The 15,765-nt window shown below is 42.2% G+C and carries 14 protein-coding genes; 7 read left to right on the forward strand and 7 right to left on the reverse strand.

What is annotated here, in order from left to right; translation table 11 throughout:
• Positions 1–161: 161 nt before the first annotated feature.
• The gene (locus AC4II3_RS11490; protein WP_488017269.1) at positions 162–569 is read right to left on the reverse strand and encodes a GNAT family N-acetyltransferase; all 408 of its coding nucleotides are present in this window, start codon (positions 567–569) and stop codon (positions 162–164) included.
• Between the two features lie 312 nt (positions 570–881).
• Between AC4II3_RS11490 and AC4II3_RS11495 the strand changes: the two genes are divergently transcribed.
• The 6 genes from AC4II3_RS11495 to AC4II3_RS11520 all read left to right on the forward strand — a co-directional run bounded on the left by AC4II3_RS11495 (position 882) and on the right by AC4II3_RS11520 (position 6,093).
• Positions 882–1,556, forward strand: a complete 675-nt coding sequence (locus AC4II3_RS11495; protein WP_488017271.1) for a DUF488 domain-containing protein — start codon at positions 882–884, stop codon at positions 1,554–1,556.
• Between the two features lie 44 nt (positions 1,557–1,600).
• On the forward strand, positions 1,601–2,047 hold the full coding sequence (locus AC4II3_RS11500) for a DUF488 domain-containing protein (RefSeq protein WP_488017273.1): 447 nt from the start codon (positions 1,601–1,603) through the stop codon (positions 2,045–2,047).
• Between the two features lie 253 nt (positions 2,048–2,300).
• On the forward strand, positions 2,301–3,011 hold the full coding sequence (locus AC4II3_RS11505; RefSeq protein WP_488016986.1) for a dual OB domain-containing protein: 711 nt from the start codon (positions 2,301–2,303) through the stop codon (positions 3,009–3,011).
• Positions 3,012–3,393: 382 nt separating this feature from the next.
• Positions 3,394–4,731 carry an AAA family ATPase gene (locus AC4II3_RS11510; protein WP_488016988.1) on the forward strand — a complete coding sequence of 446 codons (1,338 nt, stop codon included), beginning with the start codon at positions 3,394–3,396 and terminating at the stop codon, positions 4,729–4,731.
• Between the two features lie 171 nt (positions 4,732–4,902).
• Positions 4,903–5,376: a DUF6174 domain-containing protein gene (locus AC4II3_RS11515; protein ID WP_488016990.1), complete on the forward strand. Its 474-nt coding sequence runs from the start codon at positions 4,903–4,905 to the stop codon at positions 5,374–5,376.
• Positions 5,377–5,385: 9 nt separating this feature from the next.
• A complete protein-coding gene (locus tag AC4II3_RS11520) occupies positions 5,386–6,093 on the forward strand; it encodes a hypothetical protein (protein WP_488029295.1) in 708 nt (235 codons plus the stop codon).
• A 470-nt stretch (positions 6,094–6,563) separates the two neighbouring features.
• Here AC4II3_RS11520 and AC4II3_RS11525 read toward each other — a convergent pair whose 3' ends face one another.
• Genes AC4II3_RS11525 through AC4II3_RS11545 form a run of 5 tightly spaced genes read right to left on the reverse strand, consistent with a single transcriptional unit; the run spans position 6,564 to position 14,481 of the window.
• A complete protein-coding gene (locus tag AC4II3_RS11525) occupies positions 6,564–6,992 on the reverse strand; it encodes a BsuBI/PstI family type II restriction endonuclease (protein WP_488008679.1) in 429 nt (142 codons plus the stop codon).
• Complete coding sequence (locus AC4II3_RS11530; RefSeq protein WP_488008677.1) at positions 6,980–8,008, reverse strand: DNA cytosine methyltransferase; 1,029 nt, start codon at positions 8,006–8,008, stop codon at positions 6,980–6,982. Before AC4II3_RS11530 ends, AC4II3_RS11525 begins: the two co-directional genes overlap by 13 nt.
• A 26-nt stretch (positions 8,009–8,034) precedes the next feature.
• The gene (locus tag AC4II3_RS11535) at positions 8,035–8,196 is read right to left on the reverse strand and encodes a hypothetical protein (protein ID WP_488008675.1); all 162 of its coding nucleotides are present in this window, start codon (positions 8,194–8,196) and stop codon (positions 8,035–8,037) included.
• A 13-nt stretch (positions 8,197–8,209) separates the two neighbouring features.
• The gene (locus AC4II3_RS11540) at positions 8,210–13,129 is read right to left on the reverse strand and encodes a HEAT repeat domain-containing protein (RefSeq protein ID WP_488029296.1); all 4,920 of its coding nucleotides are present in this window, start codon (positions 13,127–13,129) and stop codon (positions 8,210–8,212) included.
• A complete protein-coding gene (locus AC4II3_RS11545) occupies positions 13,126–14,481 on the reverse strand; it encodes an ATP-binding protein (protein WP_488008669.1) in 1,356 nt (451 codons plus the stop codon). The genes AC4II3_RS11540 and AC4II3_RS11545 overlap by 4 nt, the downstream gene beginning before the upstream one ends.
• Positions 14,482–15,076: 595 nt before the next feature.
• Here AC4II3_RS11545 and AC4II3_RS11550 point away from each other — a divergent pair.
• Positions 15,077–15,364 (forward strand): hypothetical protein, encoded by a 288-nt coding sequence (locus tag AC4II3_RS11550; RefSeq protein ID WP_488008667.1) that lies wholly within the window; start codon positions 15,077–15,079, stop codon positions 15,362–15,364.
• Between the two features lie 197 nt (positions 15,365–15,561).
• Here the strand turns inward: AC4II3_RS11550 and AC4II3_RS11555 are convergent.
• The coding region (locus tag AC4II3_RS11555) for a hypothetical protein (protein ID WP_488008665.1) at positions 15,562–15,765 on the reverse strand (204 nt) is incomplete at its 5' end.

Consider the following 15,765-nt stretch of genomic DNA (forward strand, 5'->3'; position numbering starts at 1 on the left):
ACATCTCAGCCTCAAAAGAAGACTGGGTCATTTTCTCATAGTCTAAACTCCAGTATTAACCTGACTATTTCTTCTGATTAATGAAACAGCCCTGCCCTTATTAAGGGAGGAATGCAGCTTCGGAGTAGGGAGACGTTGCCAAAAATATTGTGTACCTAAGTTCAATGCTGTGCCAAATGTTCCTGTTTCGTAAACTTCAAGCGAAGTACTTGTTTTCCCGTTGGCTCGTGATGCTTTTCTTCTAAATACTCAAAACCATAACTTGAATAAAACTTACGACCAATCGGATTGTCCTTGAATACTTCGACTTCAAGATTGCCATGGAGTTCTTGGGCTTTATTCATGAGTGCCCAGCCTACTCCCGCGCCCTGAAAACATGGCTGTACAAATATTGCTCCAACTTCCGAACCAATTAGAGCTATAAAACCAATAACTTGTCCGTCATTCTCAGCTACCCAGGTATCAGCATTGGGTAAATACACATTCGGAATGTTGTAACGTTCTAGTTCTAAAAATTCTTCTGTTAAAAATGGATGAGCTATCTTTGATGCATTTTCCCATGAAGACATGACATCATTTAAGTCACTATCTTTATAGTGTCTAATGATCAACACAGTGGAGGATTCCTTTTAAAGTAACACTCCCTTTAATCCTACACAAAATACTATAAGCCGCCCAGGGGATAATACAACTTTGTTATTAGCGGGACGACTTTAAAGGATAACCCTGCTGCTTCAGCTTTTTTCTTTATACCTTACTCCATTGCTTCAGCATAGCTGCCATTCCCCTCCTGGGAGGGGTTAGGGGTGGGTGCCCTCTGCCTTCGATACACTTATATTATGGGTATTCAACCGGACTTGATATAAGGGAGGTTTTTGTAAATGATTAATACAATTAGTAATACTGGAAAATTATTCACTATTGGTCATTCTAATCTCAGTATTGAGGATTTTATTGCTTTACTGAAGCAGCATGGAATTACGGCGGTGGCTGATGTGCGATCACATCCTTACAGCCGTTACTTACCTCATTTTAGTCAAGCCCCCCTCAAGGCTGAACTATTGTCGGCAGGAATTCGCTATGTCTTTCTGGGTAAGGAGTTGGGGGCAAGACCAGCTGATCTCAGTTGTTATGTTGGTGGTAAAGCGTTATATGAAAAAATTGCGGCCACTGACCTGTTTTCAGCGGGTCTTAAACGGATAATTCAAGGGGCTGAAACGTACCAAATTGCGTTGATGTGTGCTGAAAAAGACCCGATCACTTGCCATCGCACAATTTTAGTCTGCCAACATTTAGTGAAATCGGGGTTAGAGATTAATCATATTCTCAATGATGGCAGCTTAGAGTCCCATCAGGAGTTAGAAGAAAGGCTGCTAAGCTCTCATGGGTTAAATGATTCCCAAATTAAACAACCGAAGCAACTTTCCCTATTTGATGATGCTACATCTATGGATAACTGGGACAATTGCTCTCGCGAGGATAGACTTAAGGAAGTTTATCATAGGCAAGGGGATACTATTGCTTATCTAGCAAAGGGAATAGGGAGTAGGGAGTAGGGAGTAGGGATAAAAAAAATGAGTGTACCTCATAAGTAATAGATATGAATCAAACTATTAATTTATTTACAATTGGGTTTACTAAAAAGAGTGCTCAACAGTTCTTTGAGCTTCTGATTAATGCTGGAGTAAGGCGAGTTATCGATACGAGACTGAATAATAAATCTCAATTAGCTGGTTTCACCAAAAACAATGATTTTGAATACTTTTTGCAGCAAATTGGGAATATTGACTATATACATCGTCTAGAATTGGCTCCGACCAAGGATATCCTAAATACCTATAAAAAAAATAATGGTGATTGGGAAACCTATGAAAAACAGTTCTTACAATTAATTACAGAGCGTGAAATCGAAAAGACGGTATCACCAGATTTATTAGATGGTAGCTGTCTGCTGTGTAGTGAACCTACTCCCCATAACTGTCATCGTCGTTTAGTAGCAGAATATCTGAGTCAAAAATTGGGAACTATAAAGATAGTTCACCTATGATTTATCCCAAATCCCCTTTGCTAAGACCATAGAAAAATATCAAAGTCGTTGCATAACTAAACCGGATTTGGGGATCTAGGTCAGTAGTGGCGTGGCACACCTAAAAATGTTTGTTGGGTTGAGCTAAAGGGAAACCCAACAAAGCTTTACTGGTGTTGGGTTTCATTCTTCAACCCAACCTACGCTTATTGCACCATTTTAGATGTGTCGGTCCAGTAGTCTAAACTAACCTTACTTGGGATTAGATAGCAGCATGACTCAGATTATTTGCTTGGCTAACTCCTGGAAGCGTGGCGAGAGATGTATCGCTGGAATTAATTCCCTTAAACGTCAATGGATTCGTCCTGTATCTGATTTACCCGATGGTCGCATTCCGAAACCAATGCGTCAAATTGCGGGAAGGGAACCAACGTTACTGGATATTTTAGATATTCCTTTGGCTAAAACTGGACCAGACTTTGGCTTTGAGTGTGAAAATCTTTTGGTATTACCAGGACAATGGCGACGAGTAGGTCAAGTTCCTGCTGGATATCTCAATAAGTTTTGTAGCAGGGAAAAATACATTCTCCATAATAATGAGCGCTATGTAACCGTGAATTTTTTGCAGTCATTACCGGTAGAGCAACGCTGTACACTCCAACTGGTGAAAGCTGTGGAATTCTTGGTTCAACCTATTGGTATCAGAGGTGAGGGTTTACAAAAATGGGAAGGTTCACTGGTAACAGATTTTGGACAAGAATTGACCGCTAGTATTACTGACCCGGTATTTGTGAGGTATTTAGAGTTAGGGTATCGACCGGAAAATCAGTGTTTGGTTACGGTTAGTCTCAGCATGCCTTGGCGACCTGATGATTGGAAAAAGGATGGTGACCCTTGTTGGAAGTTGATAGCCGGTGTTATTGAATTACCTAACAAATCCGGGAATAAACTTAGACTCGGAATGGATGATGAGCTTCCTTTTTAGGAATAAAATTTAAAGTTAAAAAAATAGCCATTAAAGTAGGGTTGATGTTAGTCCATTATGGATATATTTGCCTAGCAATAATGATAGTTTTATTTATTTTTGCTACAGAGGATACGGTAATCATGTCATAAGGTGATAAACTAATAAGGTAAGGCAGTGGAATAGGGGATTAAGGTATACCAATATTTGGTGTAATTGGTATTACAAGGAACGGATGCGATCGCTTTTAGCGGAAGCTTCGCTTCATCGCCTTTGGCGCGGCTTCGCAGATCGCATTTCTGCTAACTAGCTTCCTATAATCAACTAAATCATTTCTTTACCATGGTTTACCATTGACCAAAATTAATGGATAATCCCTAAGTAACCATGGGAGACCCTAGTAATGCTAGTTGAGTTCAGCGTAGAAAATTATCGCTCATTTAAGGAGCGCCAGACCTTGAGCATGGTGGCATCTAATAAAAAAAGTGGGCGGAATAGCAATAGTTTCCCGATGCCTAATGTCAAGTCTCTGCGCCTACTCACTAGCGCTGTGGTCTACGGTCCTAATGCTTCGGGAAAGAGCAATCTTGTGCGTGCAATCCAGACCATGCGTCAGATTGTGCTAGAGTCAGCCACTGGCATGCAGCTTGGCAGTAGATGGAATATCGAACCATTTCGGTTAAATGCTGACTGCCAGAACAAGCCGAGCTGTTTTGAAATTATTTTCATTCAGGATAATATTCGCTACCAATACGGATTTTCCTTAGACCAAGAGCGGGTGTACGAAGAGTGGCTAATCGCGTATCCCAAAGGACGTCCTCAAACTTGGTTTGAGCGTAACTATAGTTCAGAAGAACAGGAGTATGATTGGTATTTTGGGCGAGGGCTGAAAGGCGAGAAGGAACGTATTAAGGGTTTTGTTAGCTCAAATTCTTTATTTTTATCTCATGCCGCCCAAAATAACCATCCTCAGTTAGGAAAGATATTTATCTGGTTTAGCTCTAAGTTAAAGTTAATTCCAGCAAGGTTCCAAAATCTATCTAATTTTACTGCTTTAAAATGTTACGAAGACAAAAAATTTAGGAACAAAGTCGTTAAGTTAATAAAGGGAGCTGATATCGGTATATCAACTATTGAGCTTGACAGTAAAACGGTTCAAAAATTTGAAACTTATTCAAAATTACCTCCATCTATTTATGATTTAATCAAAGAAAAAAATAATTTTGTTGAAAAGAATGCCCTTCTGACTAGTAATAATGAATCATCAGAATCAGACTCAGAATCAATCAAAGTTTCTCTTAAGGTTTTTGCACTATATAAAATGAATGAATCTGAGGAAACAATAACCTTTGACTTAGAGGATGAATCAGATGGTACCCAACGATTATTTGAGATGGGAGGATATTGGATAGATGCTTTAGATAATGGAGAAATTTTAATTATTGATGAACTAGACCGCAGCTTGAATTCAGATATATCAACCTATTTGATCAAGGAATTTAATGACAAAGCAGCTAATCAAAATAATGCTCAATTGATTGTTACTACCCACGATACGACTTTCCTAGATCGAGAGATATTTAATCAAGACCAGGTATGGTTGATGCAGAAAGATAGTAACAATAGCACTAAGCTCTATTCGTTACTAGATTTCAAAGTTCGTGAGGATGAATCCCTACAGAAAGGCTACCTAAAAGGTCGATATGGAGCGGTTCCTTTTGTCATTGGGCTGGATAGTTAAATACCTACAAGACCAGAAAGCCTTGATCTGACTAGAGCATCAAGGGTCAGATAACGAGAGTCACTAAGTTTTTGCCTCCGCCCCCCTACCGAGAATGGCAACAAAATCACTAGGGAATTCGTCAACCATCCCGAATTATGATTGGTCGCTCTACTTCGTGACTCGAATACTATGACGCTACACTCCAGACTCTATCGCTATTGTTGGTTAGGCTTACTAGTGATGATTCTGCCACTTTCCGCTTGTGCTAGTGATCCTTCCCCTGAGCAGCAATTGGAACAAAACCAGGAACGTTGGGAAACTCAAAAGCTAGATAACTACCGGTATAGATTACAGGTATCTTGCTATTGTATTGGTGAAGTCACCAACCCAGTAGTTGTAGAAATCCGTAATGGTGAAACGACTTCCATTGTTGCTGCTGATAGCGGCAAACCAGTTAATCGGAAATTTTTTAATACCTATGATTCCGTCTCGAAGCTATTCGATGTTGTCCAAAAGGCTATTGATCAGGATTATTATAAGCTTGATGTTACCTACGACCCTACCTTAGGTTATCCAACTAAAATCGATCTGGACTTCAGGGAACAGATAGCGGATGATGAAAGAACTTTGACGATTGATAATTTGGAAGTATCAAAAAATTAGAAATAACTAATGAAAATTACACCATTACTAACACCTATTGTGGTAGGTTGTATAGTTACTGCTGCTCCGGTAGCGTTGGCGGATAGCCCCTTAACTAGTACTCCTTTTGCTAAGGCATATAAAGATGTTGATATGATTACATATGCCTCGGTTTATGGACTTAATGATAAGGTTTTCCAAAACCTAAGCAATCCTAATATTACCCATGATGTGCGAGCAGCGATTATTAACCAACTTGGGTTTTCTGTTGAGCCAAGCCAGAGGGCTAATCAGTATCTTGAGTATATTGCTCGCAGCCGTAGTCAGCAGCCATCAACCATTACCCTGGAGATGTTAACGGCAGCCGAAGCCCTAGCGCTAGGGTATTTACTAGCGATGGATGACCCGACTTTGGAGAGTGCTGTTGCAGTAACCAATCGCTCTAGATCAAGCAGTAGTCTGGGGCAAGTTCAGCGAGCTAATGCTCTATTATTATTGGATGCAGCAGTTGTGAAAGATCCTGAGGATTTCTCTATTGCTTTCATCCGTAGCCTGGTTCGGGGACAACAGTCATTACGGGCAGGGATTGGGAATTGGTGTGCGGTTTACCAGAATGTTTTTTCGGTATTAAAGGACTTTCCCCGTCAACGAAACATGCGCCCTGAAGCGATTGATATGGTTAACGATTATATTAGAGGCTACCGGAACTATTGTAATACTCGCTCTATTTCTCGATGAGATGGCATAAAGTCCCCCTTTTTGGCACAAAGTCCCCCTTTATAGCATAAAGTCCCCCTTGTTAAGGGGGATTTAGGGGGATCCAAACCCTTGGAATGCGATCGCAAAAGCTAATCAAGTTTCTAGTCTAGAATCGACGCGATCGCCTTTGGCGCGGCAACGCCTATCGCAAAACCCAATCCTGTGTCTAGTCTACTAGGTCAGTGCTGAGTTCCAAAATGCTGAGTGCAAGGTCAATCAATTCCAGAGTATGGACCTAAGAATTTATCACCAGTGAAGTACCCCAACCTGCTTGACCTTTGGTCACGCTACGCGATCGCTGAGTTTGGGGCTTCCCCCTCTCAGGTCAATTCAGGGACGGTCTTATTCGTCTTTCGGGTTTCCCGCTTCATCCGCCGATGCCTCAACCAGAGGCGCGACCCTAGGCCGGGGAACCCGGCCTAGGAGGCGCGCGCCTGCTAGAATTGGTCTTACTCAGCGTCCACAGGCAGACATCCGCCTCCCGCAGATGTATAGCTTTGCGACAGACTTACCTTGGAATTACGGCATCTATGGCCAACCAGCCGGGGCAAGTCTCTTCCCTGAGCTCTGCTAGTACTTTGTATACCTATTTCTTCTCTTAGGTAGCCTTTTAGACAGTCAGGCGGGTTATCAACCAACTTTATTATAACATGAATCGTCGTAAGTTTTCGTCTCGCTATCCATCCCCACCCGTCCCAGGGATGGGGATGGATAGCGAGTTTCGTTAAATGATCAGGTGCATCAGCAATCCAGACTTCTGTTTCCCAAGCAATGTCTGGAGCAAACTGGCGGAAGGTATTACGGTCAAGAAAAGCAGTCACAAAAATACTATCTACTGTACATTGCTCTGTTAGCTTTTTTAGCTCTAAGAGACGCACAGGGGAAACGGTAAGGATAGCTGGATGGGAATATTGTGCTGTGCTATTTCATCAGAGGATAATCTTTGATTTGAGAGTAAATAATTACGAACCATGCCAGCAAGATGGAAGGCGAATAAAGGGGAAACGGCATTACCAACTTGATTAAAGCAACTAGTTTCTGTACCAACAAATTCAAACCAATCAGGAAAACTTTGCAGACGCGCTGCTTCTCTTAACAGTAAGCGCCTCCGCCTACCATCAGGTAGTTTAATCCGGTGCATATCACCCGTTGCACCTGCCAAGTTTCTACAGGTTAACGTTCGTGCTGGTTTATCTAGATGTAGGTCACGGGGACGTTTACAAGATGATGCTTTTTCATATTTGGCCACATACTTATCCATACTAGGTGTGAGAAACTTAGACTCAGGAGGAGCTTGAAATGCCATTTCTCCTAAAGCTTCTCCCGCACTTATTTTTCTCTCTAGCAACTGCGGAAACTCAAATTTTCCTTGATGACCAATTACAATCAGACGCTCACGGTTTTGAGGAACACCAAAGTTAACGGCATTTAATAACTTAACTTCAATCACATAACCTAAGGACTGAAGTGCTTGAATAATTTCATCTAAATACCACTTGTTCCGATAAAGAAGACCACGGACATTTTCAAATAGCCAAATATCAGGACGAAGCCTCTTCACAGCACTGATAAACGTAGGAAAACCGTCTCTTGAGTCTTTTAAACCTTTTTGTTTACCTCCTACACTAAACGGTTGACAGGGTGGTCCACCAATCAACACAGGTGCAGCAGGTAATTCGGTTTCTGGAGTTAGGACAACTTTACTACATTTACCTCTTAAGTTTTTTTGATAAGTTGCACAGCAATTAGTGTCCATTTCCAAACCGTGAGTCTCGAAACCCTGTGCCTCGAAACCAAGGGATAAACCACCACATCCAGCAAATAGATCGACTACTAAAGGATTGCCAGATGTAGCCGGTTTGAGTATATGGTTGATTTTTTCGACGTAGCTCATGGACTGCTGATGTACAACTAGTTTCCTCAGTCTACAGTAACAAAATACCTTGAGGATGGAGTTGGGCTTGATGAACTCTTGATGGCATGCGATCGCAAACCCAATTCTGTGTCTAGTCTACAATCGAGAGCGATCGCAAAAGCCAATCCAGTTTCTAGTCTACTCGCTCCCCACACCCCACACCCCACACCTCCCTGCTCCCTACTCCCTACCTACAACCAAATCCCACAGCACATCAATACCACTGCCCACATAGTCTGAATCCTGGTGTTGTTCAATCCATTCAATCACAGTGGGGAGAATATGATTGGATGTTTTGCCCAATTTGCCCAAGGCATGGGCTGCCCTACCACGCACCTCAAAATCGTGATCCTGAAGCAGTGCTAGGAGGGTACTGACTACGGTTTCTGAGCTGTTGCCTAAATTGCCTAAGGCTTCGGCTGCCTCCGCACGTACAACAAGATCATCATCCTGAACCAGTGCTAGAACGGTGCTCACTACGGTTTCTGAGCTGTTGCCCAATTCAAGCAAGGCATAGGCTGCCTCCCCACGCACCTCAGAATCGTGATCCTGAAGCAGTGCTGGGAGGGCACTGACTACGGTTTCTGAGTTGTTGCCTACATTTCCCAAGGCCTCGGCTGCCTCCCCACGCACAACACAATCATCATCTTGAAGCAGTGCTAGCAGGGCACTGACTACGGTTTCTGAGCCGTTGCCTACATTTCCCAAGGCCTCGGCTGCCTCCCCACGCACAACACAATCATCATCTTGAAGCAGTGCTAGGAGGGTGCTGACTAAGTTTTCTGAGTTGTTTTTCAATTCGCCCAAGGCCTCGGCTGCACTACTACGCACATCAGACTCATCATCCTGAAGCATTGCTAGGAGCGCGCTGACTACACTTTCTGAGCTGTTGCCCAATTTGCCCAAGGCATAGGCTGCAGCCACACGCACATCAGAATCCGGATCCTGAACCAGTGCGATTAGGGGGTTGACTACGGTTTCTGAGCTGTTGCCTGAATTGCCCAAGGCTACGGCTGCCCTCTCACGCACACTATAATCATCATCCTGAAGCAGTGCGATTAGGGGGTTGACTACGGTTTCTGAGCTGTTGCCCAATCTTGCCAAGGCATCGGCTGCCCCCCTACGCACACTATAATCATCATCCTGAAGCAGTGCTAGTAGGGTACTGAGTACGGTTTCTGAGCTGTTGCCTAATCTGCCCAAGGCATAGGCTGCCCACCGATGCACATCAGAATTTTCATCCTGAAGCAGTGCTAGTAGGGTACTGAGTACAGTTTCTGAGCTGTTGCCCAATCTACCCAAGACATAGGCTGCCTTGCTACGCACATCAGAATTCTCATCCTGAAGCCGTGCTAGCAATATTGTAATTACCTCATCCTTTTCCCCTAATTCGGCTCGATATTTCAGCAATCGTTCCTCATCAATCCGATCCAATCGCTCTTTCAACAATTCCAATACCTGTGCCTCAAAATCCGTTTCATACAAATTGCAAATCACCTGAAAGACCTGCTCATAAACCCTCTCCCCAACCCGCTCCTCACTACTCACTTCCAACTCAACTAACCGCTCCAAAATCTCTTGCACCAACCCACTATCAGTACCCCGCAAATTTTTCGGGTCTTCTGCCAAAGAATTACCAGCAAACAACAAATCCCGATGCAACCACTGCTCGTATTTACTAGTATTATTCAATACCGCCCGAATCGCCCTTGCTGCCTTTTTCGGTTTTTGTTGTGCTATTAGCAATAGTAACACCTCGTGCCAATGGGAGTTATGCAAATGCTCCCGAATCTGATTCAAAACAATCTCAAAATCCCCCTCATTATCCGCCTGATAGTTAATCTCCTGGGCACACAAATATTCCTGAAAGGTCTTATGGACAAACCCATAACAATCTTGCCCCTGCTCATTCAACAAACCGGTGCGCTCCCGAATCAACTCCACAAACCGTTTCGCCTCTTCCTTGGCTTGATACAACTGCACGTGCTTCAAGGTCTTAATCTGCTGACTCAACTGATCAATCAACTCATCTGGGTCTATTAGGGTGCCACTGTCGTTATCTTCAACATTGCCCTGGGTATGAATCCAATAAGCCAACCATTCCATCAACCGGCGTAAATCATCCAAACCCAAATAGGTCAACCACTTATCACTACTTAACTCTTTATTAGCATCCCAAGAGGTTAACAACGTTTCCACTGCCTTGTCATAAAGTTTATAGCGTTCCTTGGGCAATACCGCTTGATACCGATGAATCAAGGCAATAATTGTCAACAATAACGGATTCCGTGCCAACATGGTAATCCGGTCATTATCATCCAGAACCTTTCGTAAACTCTGCTTGCGCCTTTCGGCTTCTGCTTGGTCTTTAAACCTACTACTATACCAGTTATCAATAAAGGTCGAAATTTTATGGTCATCAAAGGGTTCGATTTGATAGTGGGGAAAGTCCTCAGTGCTGAAAAAGTCCCGTCGATAACCAGCCGGGCGAGAGGTAATAATCGCCCGATTTCTGTGAAACTGTCCTAAAAAATTATTGATGCGCCTGACCACAGCATACCGTTTAGCGTCTTCTGCTACTTCATCTAAACCATCAAGCAATATTAACGCTCTACCATCGGACAACCAATGGTCAAAAAATCCTTCTGGTAAGGGTTTGACGGCCATGGTTTTTTCAGCAAACATCCGGGCATAGTCGATCAGGCTTTGATCTGGATATCTGGCCAAATCTCGCATCCTAATTAAAATCGGTAGCCAGTCGGTATCACCATCTAACCCCAAAACCTCAGGCTTACTCTGAGCTAACATTACCGCAAAAAAACTCATCAAGGTGGTTTTTCCCGAGCCTGGCGCACCCAATATCACCACTCGTCTCGACTGATTTTGAGTCAATAACTGATCAGCCAAAAATTTCCTGCCAGTTGTCTTTTCCAACAGCGCCCTTTCTGGTTTTTCACCACTTTCCGCTGTTAACCGCTCCAATTCCAAAGCGCTAGGATTTGATACCTCTTCCACCACATCTGGCATTACAAAAATCTGGGCTAATTTCTCAGATTTTTCTACCTCTTGCCCAGCCACAGCAATGCCAGCAAATTTAACATCATCAAACCAGTTAGCTAACTGTTGACAATAATCCTGTTTAGCCACCTGATACTTTATATAAGTAGCAGTTTGCTTAAAATAATCATTAACAAATGTCTCCATCCAAGGATTGAGACTGTCTTGATTTAGTTGAATATTTTTCGCATCAGCTTGCTGTTGAAATACTGTGATTAAAATATCCCGGTCTGGCTTACCTTGATTAATTAAGGGTTTTTGTAATTCCGCCAAAACAGCCGAATTAGTAAAATAGTTGCGTAAAAAACTCTTAACTCTATTCCAGCCATCTGGGGGAGCGTTAAAAAATAAGCGCTGTTGTTCAGGGAGTTGTTTTTCCCATTTATTAACCGCTTCTGCTCCAGCTTTGATGGCTTTTTCGACATCAGTTTGATTCAGACCTTGAGTGAAGCTATCCCACCCTTTTTCTGAAACAATCCCCAACAACGATTCCCCTATTTTCGGGATTGCCCAATTGGCTAAAATTGGCAAGGGTTTCGTTAATCGTCCCAACTGAGCTAGAGCATCCTGGCGCTCAGACCAAGCTTCATCTGAGTTTGGTTCAATTTCAATGGCTTGATCGTAGCTCTTGATTGACTCCTCTAACCGTCCTATACTCTTTAAAGCATTACCTCTATTAAATAGAAGCTGACTAAAGAAAGCCGTTTTATCAATTTCCAATTCTTGGTAAATCTTGATTGCCGTATCATAAGCAGCTATGGATTGCTCATACTGCTTAAGGGAATAGAATAGTCTCCCCAAACTACTTAAAGAATCTACTTTACCGTAGGAGTCACCAATCCCATCTTGGATTGCTAAAGCCTGTTGAAAATACTCAATCGCTAGTTGATATTGTGCTAATGCTCGGTAAGCATTACCCAAGCTAGTTAACGAAGCTGCCTCACCCTTGCGATCGCCAATTTCCCTTTGGATTCTTAAAGCCCGTTGAAAATAGTCAATCCCTCGTGTATACTGGCCTAAGGATTGATAACTATTCCCCAAATTAGCTAATAAGGAGGCTTCGCCCTTAGCATCATCAATCTGCTGTTGGATGGTCAAAGCTTTTTTAAGATAGTCAATTGCCTGTTGGTAATCACCCAAAGACAAATAGGTTTCCCCTAATCCCCCCAAGGCAATTGCTTGACTAACGTGATTATTTATCTGTTCAGAAATAGCTACAGCTTCTCGATAATAAAATAGTGCTTGATCATAGTGCTCCAAGCCCTGAAACACATTACCTATTGTTATTAAGGTGCTCGCTATTTCGGCTTGATAACCTAACTTTCGATAAAGTTGTAGTGCTTCCTCATAATAACTCAAGGCTTCATCAAACTGTTTAGATTCAACAAGTTGCTCCCCTTGAGACCGTCGTAAATCACTTAGCTCAAGGTCAGTGTAGATGGTTTCACCGATCTGAACATAGTTAGTAACATTTATCTGATGCTCTCCGTTAGTAACTAACATTTCTGTTGTAGCAGTAACGTCTACCTTGTCTACATAAAACTCAAAAACACCTGCACTCCAATCAAAGAAATCAGGAGCACGGCGAATAAAGTATTTAATAGCAAACGCTGGCAACACAAAAACGAAGCAAAGAGTTTTGAAATGATCTCTAAATAGCTCTCGCCGTTGGTTTAAGTGGCTCAAGATGGTAGGGACAGTATCAAGATTGTAGTAATCCCCGTCTCCGCCATATCCTGGCTTGATATAAGGTTCTAAAGATTTTTCGAGACCTTGAATGAAGAGAATAGTCAATTGATCGCGGTCTAGAATATTTTTAACACGATCATAAAGATTATCAATGGGCTCGGTTAATGTTAAGGTTGCTATTTGCTTCTGGGGTAAATCCTGATGCACTCGCCCAATGATCCGCTTAGCCTCCGCTGGAGGACATTGCATGAACACAATCCCAAATCCCCTCCGTCGCCTTAGCGATCGCAAAAAGGCTTGGTAAATCTCTTCCCTAGAGGGTTGACTATCGTTAGATGACTTAGCAAGATTCATAAAGCTCTAACCCTCGCAAGTTCATATTGAAATCTTGGAATCCCTTCGATTAGTGGGTGAACGTTACGCCAAATCTGTAGATTTTTGTTTTGATCATAATATCGGTATTCCAAGAGGCAGCGTTTCAACAACAAACGTAAATGATCAACATCATTATTAATATATCCCTGTTTGAGAAGACATGCTCGTGCTATAATTTCCCATTCAGTCTCCTGTACGGTCTTCTGGTAGGTCTCTCGTGCTTTGTCAATCGCTCGCTTTGCCGCTTCTTCAGTAATCGGTAGTTCATCTGTCCAGTCAATCGCTTTCTGGATTAATTGCATCAAGTTTCGGACATGTCCACCACTCATTAGACAAAGATTCTTTAACGTCTCAGGGTGATCAAATACTGGGGGAAAATCTAGCCCATCTACTGTCCCTTCTAGGGTTTGAAGCAAGTTGGGTTCGATCAGGGCAATCCGACGACAGATCAATTCCCTCATTTTTTGTAGTCCTAGTTGATTTTCTGTTCCGTCTGGATTGCAAACCATGATCATTGGCAATACATCAGTTTCATCGTAATTATTGGCGAGCTGAGTGGCTCGTCCTGAATACACCATGGCTATTGGCGCAGTATAAATTACATGACAAGCTAATCCTCGTAACATTTCACTGCGATTGAGATAAATTTCATCATAGTTACTTGGTTTCCCTATTTCTTGGGTTTCTGCCATGCGATCAAGGTTGTCAACAATCAATACAATTCCTCGACTTTTAGCAGACAAGGACTTTTGAGCTTCCTGGATAAAGTCGTTGAGGGCTTCTACTAGAGACGGAGTATTGGCGTTGATTTTTTGGCGGAGTTCACGCCTTTTATCTGGTGTTGCCCTAAGGTTAGTAGTAATCTTGGCAAACTGGGAGATTTGCCCTTCTAAACTTAACCCATCAAACGCTACCTCGGTCAGGGCAATATCCTTAAAGGATTCCCAACGATCTTTCATCCAATTTAGTAATGGATTATGCTCTTTAAGCTTAATGGCTTCTACCAAATGGCGAGTACAAGCAAAGATAATATCTGCATAATCAGCATCTTGGGGTTCAATATCTTCGTGATCTGCGGCAAAGTAAACCACAAAATACTTATGGTTTTCTAAATACTCTTTTAGCTGTAAAAGTTCAGTAGATTTACCTACTCCTCGGAGCCCAGAGTAGAGCTGGCATGTTGGCTGCTTAGAGCGCGTGATTTTTCGTCCTAACTCTCGAGTAACCTTCCAATCCCCACGAACGTCTTTACAGTCAACATACGCCTTTTTGAGTGGAGGCTCAAAAGGGTTAAAGGAACTGTAGATTTCGCTCAGTAAGTCCAACGCCACGACTACCTCACACAATGTTTTAGTTTAGATATTATTTATTATAGTATATCAGGTTTAAATTGGGTGAGATATTTTATTATAGGTTTTAGGGAGGAGGGAGTAGGGAGGAGGGAGCAGTAAATAGGTAAAAAAATGTGTTTTTTTTTACAATTATTAACGCTACATTTACCTAAGTTATCATCACGAAAAAAAAATGCGATGCTCTGAGCCCCTAAGCGATTGACCTGCATGTCACGCTACGCGAATGCATTTTCAAACTCTAATACCTCACCCCTAATTTATTATCCCGAACAAATACGCTATCGCATTTACCAAATCTAATACCTAACCCCTAATTTATCATCCCGACCAAAAACGCGATGCTCTAAAATAGCCGCTACGGAAACGCTCTGAAATATACCCGAAAAAACGCTCTTTAAAAAAACGCGATGAAGCTTCGCTTCCGCTAAAAGCGATCGCTACTCCTAAATTAAGCTAAAAAAACAAAAAAAATAATCTAAAATATTTCACTAATACCCCCCCAATAAAAAAAATATTCCAAAAAAAAAATCTGAAAAATACTTGACAAATTTAATAATTTTTTATTAACATAAAAATGTCACAAAAACAAACAACAAAAAACATTATGGACATCGAAAACTTTCTGCCAAACTTTGAGTATAATCCCAACAATCCTAATTTCCCTGAATTATCTGGCCAAGGGCAGCCAGGACGCGAGCCAATCAAACATATATTGATCGGTTCTCCCAAAACCGTGCGGGTCACAATCTATAATCTTTATAGCCGTGGCTATGCACAAGTTCATGAGTGGAGCGCTCCTCAACCTACCGGAAATTCTGGAGAGGTTATCAGTATATTGAGTCGATATCTGTTGATAGATTAAGATAGCAACTTGCTAGGGATTCCAATCCCTAGCGACAGGTCAAAACTCAGGAGAAAGTACGACGTCTAAAGTATCAAAGCTAAGTTGGTATGTTGTTGATTTTGTGAACACATAGTCAAAAACCCTAGGGCTATTGACTATTACAAGAAATAATTCGGTCAAGGATTGGAATTAACCAGAACTTGACCGAATTTTTTTTATTGAGGGAACAGGGAACAGGGAATCGGGAATCGGGAATCGGGGAGATGTTGCGCCTGGGAATGAAACAGGCAAGATGCCTGTTCCACCAAGATGTCCATTTCACCTACCGGGTCAAGCAGTTTAATTGTGACAATGCAATAGTTTTTTTTAAAAACACCTACACCACCTAAATCACCCCTGGCGCAAATGCAATAGTTTTT

The organism is Moorena sp., from assembly GCF_982860115.1.